Source organism: Streptococcus sp. 27098_8_186, from assembly GCF_041432055.1.
Classification (GTDB): Bacteria; Bacillota; Bacilli; order Lactobacillales; family Streptococcaceae; genus Streptococcus; species Streptococcus dentalis.
Map to the genome: position 1 here is coordinate 131,683 of NZ_JAPVYV010000001.1, position 18,741 is coordinate 150,423.

General features: G+C 43.4%; 21 protein-coding genes. 3 read left to right on the forward strand and 18 right to left on the reverse strand.

Annotated features, from left to right (window positions below; genetic code table 11):
• Positions 1-12: 12 nt before the first annotated feature.
• Together O3602_RS00600 and O3602_RS00605 are read right to left on the reverse strand one after the other, a co-directional pair.
• Complete coding sequence (locus O3602_RS00600) at positions 13-1,290, reverse strand: pyrimidine-nucleoside phosphorylase (protein ID WP_371610936.1); 1,278 nt, start codon at positions 1,288-1,290, stop codon at positions 13-15.
• Positions 1,287-1,880 (reverse strand): class I SAM-dependent methyltransferase, encoded by a 594-nt coding sequence (locus O3602_RS00605; RefSeq protein WP_037606319.1) that lies wholly within the window; start codon positions 1,878-1,880, stop codon positions 1,287-1,289. The genes O3602_RS00600 and O3602_RS00605 overlap by 4 nt, the downstream gene beginning before the upstream one ends.
• A 90-nt stretch (positions 1,881-1,970) precedes the next feature.
• On the opposite strand from O3602_RS00605, the gene coaA reads away from it, so the two are divergent.
• The 3 genes from coaA to O3602_RS00620 all read left to right on the forward strand — a co-directional run bounded on the left by coaA (position 1,971) and on the right by O3602_RS00620 (position 3,812).
• Positions 1,971-2,891, forward strand: a complete 921-nt coding sequence (coaA, locus tag O3602_RS00610; protein WP_371610937.1) for a type I pantothenate kinase — start codon at positions 1,971-1,973, stop codon at positions 2,889-2,891.
• A 96-nt stretch (positions 2,892-2,987) separates the two neighbouring features.
• On the forward strand, positions 2,988-3,236 hold the full coding sequence (gene rpsT / locus O3602_RS00615) for a 30S ribosomal protein S20 (RefSeq protein ID WP_003007640.1): 249 nt from the start codon (positions 2,988-2,990) through the stop codon (positions 3,234-3,236).
• 66 nt (positions 3,237-3,302) lie between these two features.
• The gene (locus O3602_RS00620) at positions 3,303-3,812 is read left to right on the forward strand and encodes a DNA topology modulation protein (RefSeq protein WP_371610938.1); all 510 of its coding nucleotides are present in this window, start codon (positions 3,303-3,305) and stop codon (positions 3,810-3,812) included.
• Between the two features lie 31 nt (positions 3,813-3,843).
• Here the strand turns inward: O3602_RS00620 and ldcB are convergent, their stop codons facing one another.
• The 16 genes from ldcB to O3602_RS00700 form a co-directional block, all read right to left on the reverse strand.
• Positions 3,844-4,623, reverse strand: coding sequence for an LD-carboxypeptidase LdcB/DacB (gene ldcB, locus O3602_RS00625; RefSeq protein WP_371610939.1), 780 nt, complete (start codon positions 4,621-4,623; stop codon positions 3,844-3,846).
• 10 nt (positions 4,624-4,633) lie between these two features.
• Positions 4,634-6,421: a hypothetical protein gene (locus O3602_RS00630; protein ID WP_371610940.1), complete on the reverse strand. Its 1,788-nt coding sequence runs from the start codon at positions 6,419-6,421 to the stop codon at positions 4,634-4,636.
• A gap of 66 nt (positions 6,422-6,487) precedes the next feature.
• Entirely contained in the window at positions 6,488-7,687 is a 1,200-nt protein-coding gene (locus tag O3602_RS00635) for a DUF6574 domain-containing protein (RefSeq protein WP_371610941.1), read from the reverse strand.
• A gap of 165 nt (positions 7,688-7,852) precedes the next feature.
• Positions 7,853-8,137, reverse strand: coding sequence for a rhodanese-like domain-containing protein (locus tag O3602_RS00640; protein ID WP_070587312.1), 285 nt, complete (start codon positions 8,135-8,137; stop codon positions 7,853-7,855).
• 20 nt (positions 8,138-8,157) lie between these two features.
• The gene (locus tag O3602_RS00645) at positions 8,158-8,649 is read right to left on the reverse strand and encodes a prolyl-tRNA synthetase associated domain-containing protein (RefSeq protein WP_155126021.1); all 492 of its coding nucleotides are present in this window, start codon (positions 8,647-8,649) and stop codon (positions 8,158-8,160) included.
• Positions 8,650-8,661: 12 nt separating this feature from the next.
• The gene (locus tag O3602_RS00650) at positions 8,662-9,246 is read right to left on the reverse strand and encodes a uracil-DNA glycosylase family protein (RefSeq protein WP_155126023.1); all 585 of its coding nucleotides are present in this window, start codon (positions 9,244-9,246) and stop codon (positions 8,662-8,664) included.
• Positions 9,247-9,298: 52 nt separating this feature from the next.
• Positions 9,299-10,705: a dipeptidase PepV gene (gene pepV, locus O3602_RS00655; protein WP_155126034.1), complete on the reverse strand. Its 1,407-nt coding sequence runs from the start codon at positions 10,703-10,705 to the stop codon at positions 9,299-9,301.
• Between the two features lie 34 nt (positions 10,706-10,739).
• Entirely contained in the window at positions 10,740-11,345 is a 606-nt protein-coding gene (locus tag O3602_RS00660; protein WP_155126036.1) for a nitroreductase family protein, read from the reverse strand.
• A gap of 149 nt (positions 11,346-11,494) precedes the next feature.
• The gene (locus tag O3602_RS00665; protein ID WP_371610942.1) at positions 11,495-12,337 is read right to left on the reverse strand and encodes a metallophosphoesterase; all 843 of its coding nucleotides are present in this window, start codon (positions 12,335-12,337) and stop codon (positions 11,495-11,497) included.
• 10 nt (positions 12,338-12,347) lie between these two features.
• Complete coding sequence (gene uvrC / locus O3602_RS00670) at positions 12,348-14,183, reverse strand: excinuclease ABC subunit UvrC (RefSeq protein WP_049498260.1); 1,836 nt, start codon at positions 14,181-14,183, stop codon at positions 12,348-12,350.
• 117 nt (positions 14,184-14,300) lie between these two features.
• The gene (locus tag O3602_RS00675; RefSeq protein ID WP_371610943.1) at positions 14,301-14,708 is read right to left on the reverse strand and encodes a hypothetical protein; all 408 of its coding nucleotides are present in this window, start codon (positions 14,706-14,708) and stop codon (positions 14,301-14,303) included.
• Between the two features lie 237 nt (positions 14,709-14,945).
• Complete coding sequence (locus tag O3602_RS00680; protein ID WP_371610944.1) at positions 14,946-15,929, reverse strand: lysostaphin resistance A-like protein; 984 nt, start codon at positions 15,927-15,929, stop codon at positions 14,946-14,948.
• Entirely contained in the window at positions 15,926-16,546 is a 621-nt protein-coding gene (locus O3602_RS00685) for a TIGR01906 family membrane protein (protein ID WP_315376348.1), read from the reverse strand. Before O3602_RS00685 ends, O3602_RS00680 begins: the two co-directional genes overlap by 4 nt.
• Positions 16,539-17,309: a TIGR01457 family HAD-type hydrolase gene (locus O3602_RS00690; protein WP_371610945.1), complete on the reverse strand. Its 771-nt coding sequence runs from the start codon at positions 17,307-17,309 to the stop codon at positions 16,539-16,541. The genes O3602_RS00685 and O3602_RS00690 overlap by 8 nt, the downstream gene beginning before the upstream one ends.
• Positions 17,310-17,996 carry a hypothetical protein gene (locus O3602_RS00695; RefSeq protein ID WP_371610946.1) on the reverse strand — a complete coding sequence of 229 codons (687 nt, stop codon included), beginning with the start codon at positions 17,994-17,996 and terminating at the stop codon, positions 17,310-17,312.
• Complete coding sequence (locus tag O3602_RS00700) at positions 17,986-18,741, reverse strand: acyl-ACP thioesterase domain-containing protein (RefSeq protein ID WP_371610947.1); 756 nt, start codon at positions 18,739-18,741, stop codon at positions 17,986-17,988. The genes O3602_RS00695 and O3602_RS00700 overlap by 11 nt, the downstream gene beginning before the upstream one ends.

An 18,741-nucleotide genomic window follows, 5' to 3' on the forward strand; every position in this document is an offset into this window, starting at 1 on the left:
CTCCTGAGCTGCTTAAGATATTATTTCAATAATTTCTTTAACGCTTTCAGCCCTTTCTAGTATTTTAACATTTTTTTTGAATTCTGTAACTCTTTCTTGTGAATTTTTTTCATTCATGAAAATGCGGGCAATGCGTTCCCCTTTTTTGACGTGCTCTCCCACTTTTTTGTCAAACACAATCCCTGTTTCATAATCGAGGGGATCCGATTTGACAGCACGACCAGCACCCAGCCGCATAGCAAACAAACCAAACTCCATGGCAGGTAAAGCAGCAATGACGCCATCTTTGTCCGCTGTTACTTCAAGGACCTTATCCACTTTAACGGGACGATGCAAATCTTCTAAGTCTCCACCTTGAGCCACGACCATTTCTTCAAACTTCGCTAAGGCTTGTCCATTGCTCAAGTGTTCATGGATGGCTTCAATCGATTGATCTACATTGGCTAATTTCAACATGATTTGCGCTAATTCACAAATAAACTCTGTCACATCAGCGCGTCCCTGTCCTTTTAGAATATCCAAGGCTTCCAAAATCTCTAAACGATTGCCAATGCTAGTTCCCAAAGGTTGGCTCATGTCTGTAATGACAGCGATAGTTTTCCGACCCACTGCATTTCCAAGATCCACCATGGTACGTGCTAAGCGACGAGCATCCTCAATATTCTTCATGAAGGCACCCTCGCCCACCGTCACGTCCAAAAGAATAGCATCCGCACCAGCAGCGATTTTCTTACTCATGACGGAGCTAGCAATCAAAGGAATGGTATCCACTGTCGCTGTCACATCACGCAGAGCATACAAGAGTTTGTCTGCCTTCACAAGTTGGTCGGATTGACCAATAACCGATAAGCCAATCTCCTGAACCTGCTGGATAAATTCCTCTTGGGTCCGTTCAATTTGGAAATCTTTAATGGATTCCAACTTATCGATGGTCCCACCTGTGTGGCCTAAGCCACGACCACTCATTTTAGCAACCGGCACTCCGAAACTTGCAACCAAAGGCACCAAGACCAAGGTCACCTTATCTCCAACACCACCAGTCGAGTGTTTGTCCACCTTGATCCCTGGAATAGCTGACAGATCAAACTGTTGCCCTGTTTGGACCATCTTCATGGTCATATGAGAAATTTCTTCCGTCGTCATCCCTTTAAAATAAACGGCCATAGCAAAAGCAGACATTTGGTAATCTGGTACTGTTCCAGCCACATAGCCCTCAATCAGCCATTCAATTTCTTCCTTGTTTAAAGCAAGACCATCTCTTTTTTTCTGAATGATATCTACTGCTCTCATGATTCTTTCTCACTTCTTAAAATATAATAGCCTTTGTCTTTTTTTACTGTCTCACAATTGCCAAACTTCTCTTCCATCTTGGCCTTAGCACTTGGAGCCCCTTGTTTTTTCTGAATGACAATAGTCAAGTCTCCACCTGGTTTCAAATGTTCAAAACTGCCGGTGATTACTTGGTGAACCACTTTCTTACCAGCTCGGATCGGAGGATTACTGATCACATGGTCAAAGACCCCTTCTACTGCTTCATAGACATCCGAAGAAAAGATCTGAGCTTCAACACCGTTTCGGCTGGCATTTTTCTTAGCCAAGTCCAGCGCCCGCTCATTAACATCGACCATGGTCACAGCGACTCCCTGGGCTTTAGCTAGAGAGAGGCCGATCGGACCATAGCCACAGCCAACATCGAGGACACTTTCTCCTTCTTGAAAATCCAGGGTTGATAAGAGCACCTGGCTTCCATAATCAATCATTTTTTTACTAAAGACGCCCGCGTCCGTATAGAAATTCATCTTTTGCCCCAATAAAACAACAGCCAGATCATGAATATCATGGGCTGCATCTGGGTTTACATCGAAATACATTTTACTCATAAGGTTATTTTATCATAATTCACTCCTTTTTTAAATCGTTTACATGGCCTCTAAAAATTGGTATACTAAAGACTACAATAGGAGTGACATATGGATAAAGAATTTCTACATTTTGAAAAAATCAATCGGGAAACCTGGCAAAATTTGCATCGCAAAACCACCCCGCCTCTCTCTCAAACAGAGCTTAATTCTATTAAAAGCTTTAACGACCGCATCAACCTCCAGGATGTGCGTGACGTCTACCTGCCTTTGACAAACTTGATCGGAATATACAAGCGTTCCAAAGAAGATTTGGCCTTCTCAAAAGGAATTTTTCTTCAAAAAACCAGTGAACGTCAACCCTTTATCATTGGGGTTTCTGGGAGTGTCGCTGTTGGGAAATCGACTACTAGCCGTCTTCTCCAAATCTTACTTTCGCGGACCTTCGAAGGCTCGACCGTAGAATTGGTGACAACAGATGGCTTTCTCTATCCAAATGCTATCTTAAAAGAACAAGAGCTCCTCAATCGAAAAGGATTTCCTGAAAGCTATGACATGGAATTGCTTCTTGATTTTCTCAACCAAATCAAAAACAACAAAAATGTAGAAATCCCTGTCTATTCCCACGAAATTTACGATATTGTCCCAGATGAGAAGCAAACGATTTTACCGGCTGATTTTGTCATTGTAGAAGGAATCAATGTCTTTCAAAATCCACAAAATGACAGTCTCTATATGACCGATTTCTTTGATTTTTCAATCTATGTGGATGCCGCAGTCGATGATATCGAATCTTGGTATATCGATCGCTTCCAAAAACTCCTGGCATTAGCTCAGAATGATCCCAATAACTACTACTATCGATTTACAGAGCAACCCCTAGAAGAAGTTTTAAGCATGGCCCATCAGGTCTGGGAATCCATTAATTTAGTCAACTTGCAACATTACATTCAACCAACCCGTAACCGGGCTGATCTGATTCTCCATAAGGCAACCAACCATGAAATCGACGACATTTATCTCAAACGCTAGAGAAAATGGCCTTTTACCGGTACTTTTTTAAGGAAAAGCTATTTTAGGCTTGTCAAATCATAACTTTTCATATATAATGAGATAGTTAGATTATCAATGGAGGTGAATAACTTGGCAAACATTAAATCAGCTATCAAACGCGCTGAATTGAACGTTAAACAAAACGAAAAAAACTCAGCTCAAAAATCAGCTATGCGTACTGCAATCAAAGCTTTTGAAGCAAACCCATCTGAAGAACTTTACCGCGCTGCTAGCTCAGCTATCGATAAAGCAGAAACTAAAGGTTTGATCCACAAGAACAAAGCTAGCCGTGATAAAGCACGTCTTGCAGCGAAACTTGGTTAATCAAGAACAGCATAAAAATCAAGCTCTCCGGAGCTTTTTTTGTTCCTAAATTTTTGAGAGGTGCTTATGAAAATTGTTATTATCGGCTATTCTGGATCTGGAAAATCTACCTTGGCTGGAGCCTTATCTCGCTACTACTCCATCCCCAAGCTTCATATGGATACCCTCCAATTTCAACCCGGCTGGATAGACAGTGAACGGGATTGGATGGAGGGACAGATGAAACAGTTTCTCAGCGCTAATAGAGACTGGGTCATTGATGGAAATTATTCATGGTGTTGCTATGAGGAAAGAATGGAGCAAGCAGACCACATTATCTTTCTCAATTTCTCTCGTTGGAACTGCCTCTATAGAGCCTGGAAACGATTCCGCCGTTATAAGGGACGCGTTCGCGAGAGTATGGCAGCAGGCTGCCCTGAACGCTTTGACTGGGAATTCATCCGTTGGATCCTTTGGGACGGTCGCCAAGCCAGACAGGTCATACGCTATCGGACTGTCAGCCAAACCTATCCAGACAAATTTATCTCTCTCAAGAATCAAAAAGAGCTAGATGCATTTCTAAAAACAATACGATAAAAAAGGTTGGGATTAAAATCCCAGCCTTTTCTTATTTATCAACGTAATCTCCGCCAGTGAAGCCATAGTATTCTTCCAGACTCAAGCCTGAATCAGCGATATCTTGTGCTTCTTTTCCGATATAGCGGAGATGCCAGCTTTCTGGCATGTAGCCTGTTACTTTTTCTTTTCCTTCTTGGTAACGAACCACAAAGCCATATTTAGCGGCATTCTTGAGCAACCACTTACTTGGTCCAGGTTCTGTCACCAGATTACCACTAGTATCGATCAAATCAAAGGTCAAACCAGTTTGGTGTTCACTATAGCCTGGTCTTGCGGAATAACGATCTGCGGCTTCTTGACCATCTTGATTGACATAGTTTTGATAGAGTCCAACTTGGGTATCGTAGCTACGAAAACCACTATATTGGTCACTGATCGGATAACCCTCTGCCTGCATGGCTGCAATCAATTCATGAAGGGCCGAAACAGCTTCAGGATCTTCACCTGGGTTAAAGTCCGGCGCCAAAGGATAATGTTTGTTGGCGATCATCACCTCACCATATTTTCCTTTAACACTATAATAAGAACCATTGTAGCTAACACCAGAGTCCACTTTCACATCTGACTTACCAGCTTTTGACGACTCTTCTTTGCCAGTCTCTTTTGACGTATCCTTTGCAGCAGACATTTCTTTGGAAGACTTGGTTTGCGTTTGCTTGGTTTCTTCTTTTGAAGAGGATGCTGAACTGCTGGATTGAGATTGGGAGCAAGCTGTCAGGGTTAACAAGGCAACTGTCACCAACGTTAATTTGGAAAATCTTGCTTTCATGGGGAATCTCCTATGATTCTTTTGTTACGACAATATCCGTAATCACATAACTTGCACCTACTTTTTTCAAGGTGTAGGTCTTGTACTTGCGGTTTTGTGAATCTGGATGACTATCTGTATAATGCACGGTAAAGTCTTCATAAGTCTTGATGGTCACCACACCATTTTCTTCAGTGACACTTTGAATATCCAAAGCTCCTGGAGTATAGTAGTCAATTTTAGCCTTTCGAACACCATCACCAGTTGTGAATTCTACCATGTCTTTGTAGGCTTGACTTTGTGTGTCATAGTATTTAGAGTAAGTGTTATTTCGATTTGAAACGGAGCTAAAGACAGCGTCGCGGTACTCTTTCAAGAACTCTTCTGCCAAGGTCCGATTTTGTTCTTCTTTGGCTGCTTGCGCTTTCTTAGCATCTTGAGCACTCTTGATGCGTTTTAAGGTATCTTTGGCTAGTTTGAGTTCGATTGGATCGTTCTCACCCTCTTCAATCGTCACCTTAGCCTTTTCAGTTGTGTAGGTTTCCCCATTCATATTGAAGACGGCATGTACTTCAATTTCTTGATAAGGGATGCTATCTACCTCAAAGGTCGTGCTGGTTCCGACTTCTTTGCCGTTGACCACAACCTTCACATCCGTTGGGTTTTCAACCTCATCTGGGAACTCAACTTCTAAATTGCGTTTTTCAGAATTCAACTGCAATTCTAAATTATTCTTGGTTGCTTTTTTAGGATTGAGATGGATCTTAGAAGTAACATTTCCGACTTCAGTTTTAGCAGTCAATTCCATTTCTTTTGTATTGTAATGGAAAGAACCAAGGTCTGTCACTGCATCTTTCTTCAAGGTCACCGTTTTATTGGCAGCCACTTTGAGTTTGGCTTGGTCCAAATTGGTCTTGACCTTGACTTGCACTGGATAGCTGGCCACACGATATTCTTGGAAGATCCCAAATTTCTTGTCCGCTTTTTCCAAACCAAAGATCTTGTTTCCAGATTTATCCGTATAGCTGCCTTCTCCATCATTATCAATGATCTTGTTCAACTCTGTGCCGATATCGACCCCTTGATCTTCCATGCTGGTAATAAAGCTTTCGGCTTCATCCTTTGTCCATTTATCGTTATCGGTTGAAAGCAGATCTGCTGCTTCGCGATAATCCTTGGTGTCCACTGCCTTGATGAATTTATCTGCAGTTACTTCGACACGCGTTGTTGACTGAAAGTAAAAGAAGGCTGCTACCAAAGCGATCACAAGGACTGCAATAGCAGAAATAATCCCAATTTTCTTCTTGGAAAGTTTCTTTCCACCCTTCGTTTTAGGAGCCTTTTGTTTTTTCTGAGCTGGAGCTGCTTCTGTAACATTTGGACCAGCAAAGACCTGCGTTTGCTCAGCAGCAAGTGGAGCCGTATACGCTTGAGTCGGCTGTTGAGGCACATATTCCTGTGTTACTTCTGTTGCATCTGGGTTCGCAAATTCTGCTTCAGGCACAGGTCCTACAAAAAACTCAAAGTTTTGACTTTTAGCCGCGGTAAATTCTTCTGCACTTGGCTTGCGCCCATAGGTTTCTTCAAAATGTTGCAACCAAGCCTGACGAGCTGCTAGAAGTGGATCAACATTCTTCACTTCTTCAACTGGTTCAACCACTGGTTCCTCAACAGGAGCTACTTCCTCTGCTGGGGCATTCCCTGCGATAGACTGAATTTGTTTCAAATCAAATCCACAAGCTTTACCAGCCATAAACTCTTCTGGTGACGGTTTGCGACCGATCACTTTTTCAAATAATTCAACCCATTTCTTTTGCATGGATCTCTTCTCCCTCATTATAAAATAGGGAAAGTGGGTCCCCCCACCTTCCGTTTTGTGATATTGTTAGAATCCAAAGTTAGAGAAATTTGGAGCACTAGGAATAAATCCTACGGCTACTTGTTCTAAAATACGAGCATTCACATAAATGACAAAGATGGAAATGAGAAGCAAGACAAAAGATGATGCTACTAGAATCAAGAATTTATCTGCTTTAAAGCTTGTCTTGTTCAATCCTTGATGAACAACATAGCATGTTCCAACAAAGAACAAGAAGAAAATAAGGAAGTTTACAAAGCCATAAAATTCATAAACTTTTACAAGACCTACTAGGAAAGCAAGGAGGGCAAGTGGCAAAGTGTAAACAGACAAACGTCCAAATTCTTCAAATGAACGACCATAACTGTATTCCTTATCTTGAAGAAGTACACGGCGAACAAAGAATCCTGCTACTTGGAAGGCGTAAACGCTAAAGAATAGGGAAATCAATGTCAACATAAAGGCACGGAAATCCATTCCATAACCGCCTGTAAATCCACTAGCAGTGAAGAAAGTTGATAGGGTCAAGACAAAGGCAGTTAAGACATACTGTAAAATTCCGTTAAGAGCTTTTGGATTTTCTACAGCTGTTGGACGTTTCAAAGCTGAAAGGAACCAATTCCAGTAACCCCCAACGGCTACACCAAATTGACTTGGTTGGGTAGGATAGGGTTGTCCTGGTTGACCTTGGTAAGGAGCTTGTTGATAAGCTGCTTGAGTAGGTTGTTGGTAGGCTTGTTGTGGAGCTTGTTGGAAAGCAGGTCCATTCGTTGGAGCAGCCTGAGGAGCCGGTTCTTGAACTGGAGCTACAACTGGTTCTTCTGCAGGAGCAGTTGGCGCTGCGACAAACTCTGGAGCTTGTGGAGCTGCGACTGGTTCTTCCACAGGTGCAGTTGGTGCTGCGACAAATTCTGGGGCTTGTGGCGCTGCGACTGGTTCTTCAACAGGGGCAGTTGGCGCTGCAACAAATTCTGGAGCTTGAGGAGTTGCGACTGGTTCTTCAACAGGGGCAGTTGGCGCTGCGACAAACTCTGGGGCTTGTGGAGCAGCAACTGGTTCTTCCACAGGAGCAGTTGGTGCTGCGACAAATTCTGGGGCTTGTGGGGTTTCTGGAACCACTACTTCTTCTTGAAATTCTCCTGCAGCCAGAGCTTGAGCAATTTCTTCTGCACCAGCAGAACGACCATTTACGGCTTCGAAATAATCCAGCCAATCTTGTTTTGACATAATGAATCTCCTTAACTATTGTTTATACTAGGGTATTATACAAAATTTCTGAACCATTTTCAATGAAAGACTGGAAAATCCCTGTAATATCTTTTGAAAAACATACAAATTCTATACATTTTTGGAAATTAGTAAAGAAAAACGCCTCTTTTCAGAGGTCGTTTCTTAGGATTCAAATGCATCCATGCCACCTTGGACATTGGTCACATCATAGCCTTGCTCTTCTAAAAATTGGCATGCGCGTGCTGAGCGTCGACCAGACTTGCAGATGACATAATAGGGCTGATCCAACTCTAGTTCTTGGTAGCGATCTGCTAACTCAGATAGGGGAAGAAGACGAACTCCATCTAAATGAAGCACATCATACTCCTCCTGCTCGCGTACATCAAGAACGTGTAAATCTCCTTTTTGATACGCTTGGTAAAAGCTTGAAAATAGAATTTCTTTCATGATTTCTCCTATATGGTATGTTATGGAAGGGTTAGAATTTCATAGTTAAAGCTAATTGACTCTAAAAAACGGAACAAGTCTTGGGTTTTAATAAAGATGGTTTTTTCATTGGTATTGGGATGGAAAGTCATGATCTCCTCTGACACAATGTCTTTATCGAAATAGACTCGAATATCTTTTTCTTCATTGTTTAATAAACCAAATGGAGAAACCGTTCCTGGCGGTAATTGCATTTTTTTAACTAAAGAATCTGCTGAAGCCATGCGGATCCGGTTGGCTTCCACTTGCTCTTTGAAATCATCCATATCCAATGGTTTCTTGTCGTCCATGATAAGGAGATAGAATTGGGTTTTCTTCTTGTTGGTCAAAAACATGGACTTGGTCCGGACACCTTCTAAGCCTTCAATGTAAGAATCGGCCTGCTCAGTTGTGAATGCAGGTGGGTGTTCCACCACATCAAATGAAATGCCGAGTTCTTCCAATTTGTCTTTAACTTGTTGGTATGCATCCATCTCCGATCTCCTTTATTTTTGAATGATCTCTTGTACTAATGATTGCAATTCTGGCACCACCTCTGCCTCAAACCAAGGATTCTTAGCCATCCAGATTTGATTGCGAGGGGAAGGATGAACTAGTGGAAAATAGGTTGGTAAATAGTTCTTAAAATGCTGAACCCGTTCGGTTACCTTGCCACTAACCTTTTCATGAAGGTAGTAAGCTTGCGCATATTGTCCAATCAGGAGGGTCAACTCAATATCCGGACACTCCTTGAGAAGTTGAGGGTGCCACTTTTCCGCAAAACCTTTGCGAGGGGGAAGGTCACCAGATTTTCCATGCCCTGGGAAATAAAAGTCCATGGGAATAACTGCAAACAAACCAGAATTGTAAAAGGTGTCTTCGTCAACTCCTAACCATTCGCGCAAGCGGTCACCACTCTTATCCTTCCAGTAAATCCCAGCTTCCTCCGTCTTCATCCCAGGAGCCTGTCCGATAATATTGATACGAGCAGTTTTTGGAGCTGCAAAGAGTGGCTCGATTCCTCTTTCCGTATAAGCTTTATTTTGAGGATCCATCATAATGGCTTGTTTAATAGTTTCAATCCTTGACATAAGTCCTCCTTCTATGGAAAAACTCAGCCAGAAAAACTGGCCGAGTAGTGGATTATTTGATTAATTCGTAGATGGCTTCTGCGTAAATAGCTGCTGCACGATAGAGATCTTCAACATCTGCGAATTCATTAGCTTGGTGCATGGTATTGACATAATCTGGGAACATAGCTCCAAAGGCAACACCACGTTTCAAGAGGCGACCAAAGGTACCACCACCGATCACTTGTTCGTGTCCTTTGAGACCAGTTTGTTTTTCATAAACACGCAAGAGAGTGGATACCAATTCATCATCCATCGGAACATAGTGAGGTGTGTGACCATGGGCTGACAAACTCACTGTAGCCACTCCATCGATCTTTTCAAGGATGGCTTTGATGGTTTCAGGATCTGTTCCTTGAGGGTAACGGATATTGAGGGCAATGGTATTGTCTGCTTGGCTTTCATCAAAATGGAAGACACCTGCATTCATACTCAATGGTCCCATTTTGGCATCTGTATGGGCAATACCTAATTTTTCGCCGGCAAAATCTTCGTGAAGAAGCGAAGCTGTCACATGAAGGTAAGCCTTAGCAGCGCCACCAAAATCAAATTGGTTCAACAAGAGCGCTAAGTAGGTTGCACCATTGATTCCATCTTCAGGAGTTGATCCGTGAGCCGATTTCCCAATAATCGTAACGGTATAGGTTTCTTCATCCACGGTTGAGATTTCATACTGAAGCTGGTGTTCCTTGGCAAAGGCATCTAAGAGGCCAGCAAGATCTGGAAGTTGTCCAGAAACGACTGCCGTCGCAGACTCTGGCACCATGTTTTCACGAAGACCACCTGTAAAGCTATGAAGTTTAGCCTTCCCAGTGTTGTCATTTCCAAAATGAAGGTACTCCGTGATGTTTCCTTTTTCCCCATTGATGATTGGGAATTCCGCATCTGGAGAGAAGCCAAAATCTGGCTCTGGAAGACCGACATGTTTGAAATAGTAGTCCATGTCAGCCCAACCTGATTCTTCATCCGTTCCGACTACAAAACGCACGCGCTTAGAAACTGGAAGTCCTAAGTCTTTAATGATCTTCAAACCATAGTAGCAAGCCATTGTAGGCCCTTTATCATCAGATGAGCCACGCGCATAGAGCTTGCCATCGATAATTTCAGGTTTGTAAGGGTCTGTCTTCCAACCACTACCTGCAGGCACGACGTCCATATGGGCAAAGATCCCGAGCTCTTCTTCTCCTTCACCAAAAGTAAAGTGACCGGCATAATTGTCCACATTCTTGGTCTCATAGCCATCACGATTAGCAATTTCCAAGAATTTTTCAAGAGCTTTTACAGGACCAGGTCCAAAAGGATGCTCTGCATCTGCCTTGCTGTCATCACGTTCCGAATTGATTTCCAAAAGGCTGTATAGGTCAGCCATCATCTCTTCGCGACGTTTTTCTACTTCTGCTTTAAAATCAACTGTTGTCATGCATTCCTCCTCTATCTTCTATTTGCTGAATGGCTTAGCGTTTTTCAATGATTTCGTCTACTGGCAAGCGGTAGCTAGGTTCTACCTTCTCAGCAGCATAGCCGACCGTAATCAAGACTTCTGGACGGAAACGCTCTTCAATGTCCAATACTTCATTGATTTTTGATTTATCAAATCCCAAGATAATATTGGTTCCAATACCTTGGTCCGTCAAAGCAAGTACCAAGTTCATAGCCACAAGACCGGCATTCAAAGCCAAGTAATCACTTGTTTGTTGGACATCATAGCGAGCAAATTCAGCAGGAAGATTTTGCATAAAGTATTGCAACTGCTCATCTGTGAAGTTCTTAACCCCACCGACACGCGCAATCTTGCGAGCCCGTTTTTGCAAATCGGTATCTGTAAAGAGGGCGATGGTCACAGGGGCTTCCATGACTTGATCGTAGTTTGCACCATAGGCTAATTTTGCCAATTCTGCATTTTTTTGACGAACGACCACAAATTTCCAAGGTTGGCTATTGTGAGCACTTGGAGCTAAGGTCGCAATTTCAATAGCGGTCCGTACATCCTTTGGATCGACCGGCTGGTCAGTAAAATGCTTGATCGCATGACGTTTTTTGTTGAGTTCTAGGAATTTCATAGTCAACTTCCTTTTCTAATTCTATTACCTCTATTTTAACACAAAATGAAAGAGCTTGCAGGGTTTTACAGCCCAAGATTGTGAAAAAAGAAGCGGACATTTTGAAGATCCGCCTCTTTTTGGAAAGGTTAAATACACAAGAGATCCACCTAGGATTCATTGGAAAGGTCAAAATAGGCAGCTACTTCCTTGGCATAGTTGTATTTCTCATTTAAGCTAGCTAGCAACTCACTATTATGGCCCCGATAGTTATCCTCGCGTCTCAATTCTTCGTACATTTCAATAAAAGGAAGTTCCTTGTCCTTGGCATCTTGGAGCTCTGCTTCATAGTCATAGGCTACCTTCCGAAATTGCAGGTTGGTCACCCCATCTTCTTCAACATCGATCAGCGCATACTGGGCTCTATGGTTTTGTAGGGGCATCCAGTCAAAATAAGGCATGCCAATGGTTCCTGGATTAAGAATCTGCTGGCCCTGACTGCCATAGCGAAGCAACTGCTTGTGGACATGACCGTAGATGGCCATATCTGTCTGGTCATCCAGCAGTTGGTCAAAGTTCTCCGTCGCATTAGCCGGACGCAAGTCCCCACCATAATTCTTTTCTGGCAAGTTGTGGCTTAGTGAAAAGCGAATACCATTGACCTCCTTCTTCTCTACCAATGGAAGGGAGCGAAGCCAATCGATCCGCTTGGGATCTAGTCCTTCCATGAGGTACTGAGTGAGGCGAAGAAGTTGGATCTCCTGCGGATCCTCAAGTCCGTACTCGCCATCCAAGGCCTCTAGGACACAATCATCCCAATTTCCACGAACAGCCGCTGTAATAGGTATCGCATCCAGCAATTCAAAAAGGTCATCTCTTCCAGGACCCGGAAGTAAAATGTCCCCTAAAAGCCAGAATTCCGTCGCGCCTAGAGCACGCGCATCCGCAATCACTGCCTTAAGGGCTCTTGTATCTCCGTGAATATCAGATAAAATAGCGATTCTATTGTTCATTATAAACTCCTTATGATTGGTATGGTTCAGAATCCTCCGCCACTTCCACCAAGGGACTTGCTTCTTCTTGCTTTCCTTGATGGAGCTTGGCTTGCACTGCCTCCGCGACTGGTCGTGGGATACCGACCGTGACGATCTCATCTACAGTAGCTTCTTTGATCTTGGTCAGTGATTTGAAGTGTTTCATCAGCAACTGCTTGCGTTTTGGTCCCAAGCCTTCGATGCCGTCCAGCTGGGAGGAGAAGGAATTCTTAGACCTTAGCTGGCGGTGAAATGTGATGGCGAAACGGTGGACTTCATCTTGGATCCGTTGGAGGAGGAAAAATTCCTGTGAGGTGCGCGAAAGTTCAATGATTTGGAGAGGATCGCCAAAGAGCAATTCATGGGTCTGGTGCTTGTCATTCTTTTGTAGGCCTGCAATGGGAATATCCAGCCCCAACTCTTCTTGGATCACCTGTTTAGCGATATTAACCTGGCCCTGACCCCCATCGATAACGATCAGATCAGGTGGCGTCAGGCCATCCCGCATGACACGGCTGTAGCGTCTGCGAATGACCTCCCGCATGCTGGCATAGTCATCTGGTCCGACGACGGTCTTGATCTTGTACTTGCGGTAGTCCTTTTTGCTTGGCTTCCCATTGACAAAGACCACCATGGCTGAAACTGGACTGGTCCCCATGATGTTGGAGTTGTCAAAGGACTCAATGCGCACAGGAGTTGGAATTTGCAGGAGTTTTCCAAGATTTTCAATGGCACCTTGGGTCTTTTCCATCGATTTTTCAAGGAGATTGAACTTCTGCTCCAGACTGACACGTGCATTCTTAATGGCCAGATTGACCAACTGCTTCTTCTCCCCACGCTGGGGCTTAAGGACCTTGGTATCTACTAGGGCCTTGACCGCTTCCTCATCGATGTCTTGAGGGATCAAGATTTCATTGGGGATCAGGTGAGATTTCTCCTGGTAAAACTGCCCCACATAGGTCAAGAAATCCTCGTCCGGATCATTATAGTAAGGGAAGAGATTGACGTCGCGCTCGATCAGCTTGCCCTGACGGACAAAGAAGACCTGCACACACATCCAGCCCTTGTCCACGTAGTAGCCAAAGACATCCCGGTTCTGCAAATCCTTGGCCATGACCCGCTGTTTGGTCCGCAGGGTCCCAATAGCCTGGATCAGATCCCGATACTCGGCTGCCCGCTCAAATTCCATGTTTTGCGCAGCGGTAGTCATCTTGAGCTTGAGCTCATCGATAATCTTGTCATCCTGCCCCTTGAGGAAATCAGAAACCTCCTGGGCCATGCCCTTAAAATAAGCCTCGTCCTTGTGGCAGACTGTGTGGGCCATACATTGCCCTAAATGGTAGTAAAAGCAGACCTTGGAAGGTGGATTGGTACACTTGCGGAATGGGAAAATCCGATCCAAAAGCCGCTTGATCTCATTGGCCGCTCCTACGTCTGGATAAGGACCGAAATAGAGCCCACCATCCTTTTTGACCTGGCGCGTGATGATGAGGCGCGGATAGCGCTCATTGGTAATCTTGATGAAGGGATAAGACTTGTCGTCCTTGAGCATGATATTGTATTTGGGCTTGTTCTCCTTGATGAGGTTGATCTCAAGAAGCAAGGCCTCAATATTGGACTCGGTGACGATAAATTCAAAATCCACAATCTCAGATACCAGCGCTTCTGTCTTGGTATCGTGGCTCCCTCTGAAATAGGAACGCACCCGATTGCGAAGATTCTTGGCCTTCCCCACATAGATGATGGTACCGTTCTTGTCTTTGTGAATGTAACAGCCCGGACTCGTCGGCAAGAGCTCGAGCTTGGATTTAATCAAGTTATTCATACTCTCTATTATAGCAAAAAAGGGAGGGGTTAGCCTCTCTCTAGTATGTTTGTATTATTGTTATCCACCTTCACCAAGTAAAAAATAATTATTAAATAGTATATCAGACCCTCATCCTCAATCCTTCATCTTCACTTGGCCTTTCTCATATGCTGAATACCAACTGCTATCTGGACTGACATACTCAGGTAATTCCTTTTGCGGCTGTTCTCCTGAAAGGGTTAGAAGCCCATCATGTATCAAACAAGTGTACTTCTCTGAGTCTCTAACAAATTCATCATTTTCAGGATCATATGAGTAAGTACGTTCTGAACTCCCTTCCTTCACAGTGATCTGCTCTCCTTCTATTTTAATCCATGAAGTTTTATCTAGTGAGGCTGTTTTAGTAGATTCATTTTTTACTGTCAGATAATAAATTCCATCCTTTGATTTCATCTCATCAAGAGTAGTCGTGATAATTCCTAAAATCATCAGTGCAGGGATTATCAACAGAAACCATTTCCATTTTTTAGATGTATTTTTCATCAGTAGACATTGCTCCATTTTAAATTTTCGTTACTATCTATTATAGCAAAAAGAGGGTGGGACAAAAGTCCTAGCCTCTTAATTGTTTTTAGATTGTCAAGCAAGACGCAGTGGTTGAGTGGACTCTACTACGCTGATTTCATCAGCTTTTACAGCCCTACTCAACTGTGCGGAGGTGGGACGACGAAATCGAATTCTAACGAATTACCGATTTCTGTCCCACTCTCTTGATAATACTTATCCTTTGAAATTTGCCATCTGGAAGAGCGGAATCACATAAGGAACAATAGACATCAGAATAGTGAATAGCACGAAGAACCAGAACCAGAAGGAAGCGAGGGCACGCTGGAAAACTCCTGGCTGTGGTTTATTGGCCTGAATATAAGCCTTGATAGCTGGCCATTTGGTCGCAAGAACCACTATCATGACAATGGAACCAATGGCTAAAACACCGATTTGGAGCCAATTCGCTAGTCCCTCGTCCACATGATAAGCTACATAATGCAAACCTTGGGAAATGACAAAGTTATTGAAAATGTGATAGAAAATTGCCCACCAGATATTGTATTCAAAGGCAATGTAGCCGAATCCTAGACCAATGATACCCGCGAAAAAGAGCTGGTCAAAATTGGCATGGAAGAGGCCGAATAAAATAGCCGTCATGACAATGGCAAAGATTTTGCCATACCGTTCCAAGCCTCGCAAGCCAGCCCCACGGAAGAAGAATTCCTCTGTGATAGGACCAAAAAAGCCAGCATACAAGAGCATGGTCCAAGATCGCTCAATCGTATCTCCTAGATCTGGTGTTGGAGAATGAAGGCCAATGGTCTCAAACATGCGCTCAATCACTTGTGTCATCACAGATGAAAAGACTTGAGAAAAGCCTAGAAAGGCGAGAAGAATAAAGAAGACTGAAAGTGTCATCTTACGTCCCTTGTGCTTAAGATCATATTTATAAAGGGCCTTCTTGCGATAGGCATTAAAAAGAAAGAGTCCAATGGAAATAGAGATGAGGTAGGGAATACCAGCCCAAACATTCAGGGCGTTTAGTTTCTCCGTTACTTGACTTGGATCTTTTCTGAGAGAGCCTGCTAGGGTTAAGCCTAAGAGGACTTCCCACAGGACGGTTACTAAGGTCATTACTAAGAGATAAATGGCAAGTGTCCCAGAATACCTTCCTATATCTTTTTTAGGGTCTAATAATCGGTTATATTGGTTCATTTCTTCCTCCTAGAAAATAGATAAAAACTCGCACAGACTCCTTCGTATAAGACAAAGAAAATCAAAAAGGCATGCATAAAGTAGTCTTCTGGTAATGCAAGAATAATCGAATCCACGCGCGGATCAAAGAGCCAAGTATTGTCCCCAGCAAATAAGACCTGATGAAAGAGCGTAAAGAATTGATCAAAGCCAATTATAACAGTCATCACTGCAAGCACTACTGGTAAAACCATCATCCAAAAGAAGAGACTACGGTACAGGGCCAGGTAGCCATTTTTGACGATTGTACGCATAAACTGGATAAAACCAGGTAGAGTGACCAAGAAAACGACCGTCACCAAATGAAACAGGTACTTGACGGCCTCAAAATGGTGCAAGCCATTTTTGGAAGAGGGGAATTGAGGCATCTTCAACACCCATTGAAAAGGATTGGTCAAGTAGTTCATCAAGACATTAAAATTCTTCATGATGACTGAAGCCGAAAAACCAGTTCGGCTTTGAATCCCCAACCAATGAATCTCCATGGGATAGAGGACCCAAGCCAGAGCAATGGTGAGAAGGATCGTAGCTGACAAGATAAAGAAAAATTGGTTGATTGATTTTAAACTTTTAAGCATCAAAATCCCACTCCGCTAAACTGGAAACAACATGTGTCGGTGCAATTGGTAAGGTCGGAACTTCTTCTGGTTTGGTAAAACCTGTCGTCACCAAAAGAGTTGGAATCCCATTGTCAATACCTGCACGAATATCTGTTAGATAATTGTCCCCGACCATAACGACTTCTTCTCTTTCAAGACCCAGGTGTTCAATTGCCTTATCCATGATAATGGCCTTTGGTTTTCCAATGATCACAGGCTCGACCCGTGTCGCTGCTTCGACAAGGGCAATCAGAGATCCTGCTCCTGGCATCAAGCCACGCTCTGTTGGAATGTTCAGGTCTGGATTTGTCCCAATAAAGTGAGCTCCTTTTTGAATCGCCAAGGTCGCAATAGCAAACTTCTCATAATCCACTTGCCAATCGAGGCCAATCACCACATAATCAGGTGCTTCTTCATCGATGATATAGCCAGCTTCTTCAATAGCATCTTTGAGCCCCGCTTCTCCGATCACATAGACCTTTTTGCCCAAATTTTGGTCATTCATGTAGTCAATGGTCGCAAGGGTAGCTGTATAGATAGTCGAAACTGGGGTTTCAATATTGAATTGAGTGGCCAGCATATCCCGGACAGTCTCTGGTGTGCGGGTTGTATTGTTGGTCACAAAGAGATAGGGAATCTCACGCGCCTGCAGTTCATGAACAAAAGCTTCTCCTGCAGGAATTCGTGATTTTCCTTTGTAAATAGTGCCATCCAAATCAATCAAATAGCCCTTATAGTGCATTTATTCTTCCCCTTCTGTGTTAGCTTCTTCATGCAACTTCTCTGCATCGACTCGTCCACCAGAACCATATAAGAGCAATGCTCCAGCATAGAGGACAAATTGTAACACCAAACCTGTAAAATTAATCCCTTGACTTCCCGATTGGGTGAACAAGAAGGATGCTACCATGAGGATCACAATGGTCAATAACAAGCCTATCACGGTTGCCTGATCCACACTGATTTGATAAACCGTGCGTTTGGTGCTCCGATTTTTCCCGTCAGACTTAGTTTCTGGTTGCAAATTCTCCACAAAATCCGTCACCAAGGTCGCAGCGAGGCTGACTGTTGTGCTAAAGAGCACGCCTTGGGACAAGCGGTGATAGAAATTGGACCAGAAGGATCCTGATTGGCTAGTAATCCCAATCGAGAAGATCATGACCGGTAAAAGAAAGGCCAAGGTGAAATGGATCCAGACCCGATACCAGCGTACATCTTCTCTTAAAAAGCGATTAAAACTCTCTAAATTCAAGCGATAGCGGAAAAATTTATAAATTTCCTCTACCAGGATGATGCCCAAAGCACAAAGAGTCAAGAGCCAATCTCCCAACATGTACAAAGGGTTCTTTTGACGCTTGGCATAGGCCACAACCCGTTTTTGATAGCTTTCAAGTTCCTGTTTTTTATTTTTTAATCTTCTACTTTCCATAAGTCCAACCCTTTTCTTCTACTTCTTCCCACTCAATTTCAGCTTGGGCATTGATCTGACCATCTGAAGTAATTTGGTGCTGAGTTTTCAAGCCCTCTTGTTCATATTGAGAGGTGATGAGACCTCCTGCTAGCACTTCTTTGACATATTTCAGATGAACTTTTTTAGGGACATGATGGGTCAAGAAGTCTGCTCCCATCACCTCAAAAACCCAGTCCAAGTACTTGCTATTGTTGACATGTCCGTTCATATCCAAGTCGTAAAACCGAACCCGGTATTCTTGTTCGACGCCGCCTTCTAATTCTTTGAAACGGGGACCGCGGAGCATGGTTTTTGAAAATTCAGAGTCAAAGGGATCCGTGATTTCACTCATAACAGGATGAACCTTGCGCGTATCCCGATCCATCAAGACAAAGGTCGCGACCATCTCAATGATGGTATTTCCTGCTCCGTCCTTGATATTAAAAGCCCGGTAGCAGAAAAGGCGATTGTGACTCTTGGCATAGGTTTCGATAGTGATTTTCTCATCAAAAACAGGGAGACGCTCGATCTTCATATTGTAATCCGTGATAATCCAGACCAGGTTGTAGTTCTCTAAAATGTACATATCACTCATACCCAGCTCAATCGATTGCATGCCCGATACCTGTAAAGACAGCAAGATCAATTGGGGAATCTTAATATAACCATTGACATCACTCATATCAAACGGAATTTTCATGCTGTATTCAAATGTTTTTGCCAT

Excerpts from the sequence above, each read along its gene's own strand:
- O3602_RS00600 (WP_371610936.1), bottom strand. The coding sequence starts at position 1,290 with ATGAGAGCAGTAGATATCATTCAGAAAAAAAGAGATGGTCTTGCTTTA.
- uvrC (WP_049498260.1), bottom strand. The coding sequence starts at position 14,183 with ATGAATAACTTGATTAAATCCAAGCTCGAGCTCTTGCCGACGAGTCCG.
- O3602_RS00620 (WP_371610938.1), top strand. The coding sequence starts at position 3,303 with ATGAAAATTGTTATTATCGGCTATTCTGGATCTGGAAAATCTACCTTG.
- O3602_RS00605 (WP_037606319.1), bottom strand. The coding sequence starts at position 1,880 with ATGAGTAAAATGTATTTCGATGTAAACCCAGATGCAGCCCATGATATT.
- O3602_RS00685 (WP_315376348.1), bottom strand. The coding sequence starts at position 16,546 with ATGCTTAAAAGTTTAAAATCAATCAACCAATTTTTCTTTATCTTGTCA.
- O3602_RS00690 (WP_371610945.1), bottom strand. The coding sequence starts at position 17,309 with ATGCACTATAAGGGCTATTTGATTGATTTGGATGGCACTATTTACAAA.
- rpsT (WP_003007640.1), top strand. The coding sequence starts at position 2,988 with ATGGAGGTGAATAACTTGGCAAACATTAAATCAGCTATCAAACGCGCT.
- O3602_RS00630 (WP_371610940.1), bottom strand. The coding sequence starts at position 6,421 with ATGCAAAAGAAATGGGTTGAATTATTTGAAAAAGTGATCGGTCGCAAA.
- coaA (WP_371610937.1), top strand. The coding sequence starts at position 1,971 with ATGGATAAAGAATTTCTACATTTTGAAAAAATCAATCGGGAAACCTGG.
- O3602_RS00665 (WP_371610942.1), bottom strand. The coding sequence starts at position 12,337 with ATGAACAATAGAATCGCTATTTTATCTGATATTCACGGAGATACAAGA.
- O3602_RS00695 (WP_371610946.1), bottom strand. The coding sequence starts at position 17,996 with ATGGAAAGTAGAAGATTAAAAAATAAAAAACAGGAACTTGAAAGCTAT.
- O3602_RS00635 (WP_371610941.1), bottom strand. The coding sequence starts at position 7,687 with ATGTCAAAACAAGATTGGCTGGATTATTTCGAAGCCGTAAATGGTCGT.
- O3602_RS00650 (WP_155126023.1), bottom strand. The coding sequence starts at position 9,246 with ATGTCAAGGATTGAAACTATTAAACAAGCCATTATGATGGATCCTCAA.
- pepV (WP_155126034.1), bottom strand. The coding sequence starts at position 10,705 with ATGACAACAGTTGATTTTAAAGCAGAAGTAGAAAAACGTCGCGAAGAG.
- ldcB (WP_371610939.1), bottom strand. The coding sequence starts at position 4,623 with ATGAAAGCAAGATTTTCCAAATTAACGTTGGTGACAGTTGCCTTGTTA.
- O3602_RS00645 (WP_155126021.1), bottom strand. The coding sequence starts at position 8,649 with ATGGATGCATACCAACAAGTTAAAGACAAATTGGAAGAACTCGGCATT.
- O3602_RS00675 (WP_371610943.1), bottom strand. The coding sequence starts at position 14,708 with ATGAAAAATACATCTAAAAAATGGAAATGGTTTCTGTTGATAATCCCT.
- O3602_RS00640 (WP_070587312.1), bottom strand. The coding sequence starts at position 8,137 with ATGAAAGAAATTCTATTTTCAAGCTTTTACCAAGCGTATCAAAAAGGA.
- O3602_RS00700 (WP_371610947.1), bottom strand. The coding sequence starts at position 18,741 with ATGGCAAAAACATTTGAATACAGCATGAAAATTCCGTTTGATATGAGT.
- O3602_RS00660 (WP_155126036.1), bottom strand. The coding sequence starts at position 11,345 with ATGAAATTCCTAGAACTCAACAAAAAACGTCATGCGATCAAGCATTTT.
- O3602_RS00680 (WP_371610944.1), bottom strand. The coding sequence starts at position 15,929 with ATGAACCAATATAACCGATTATTAGACCCTAAAAAAGATATAGGAAGG.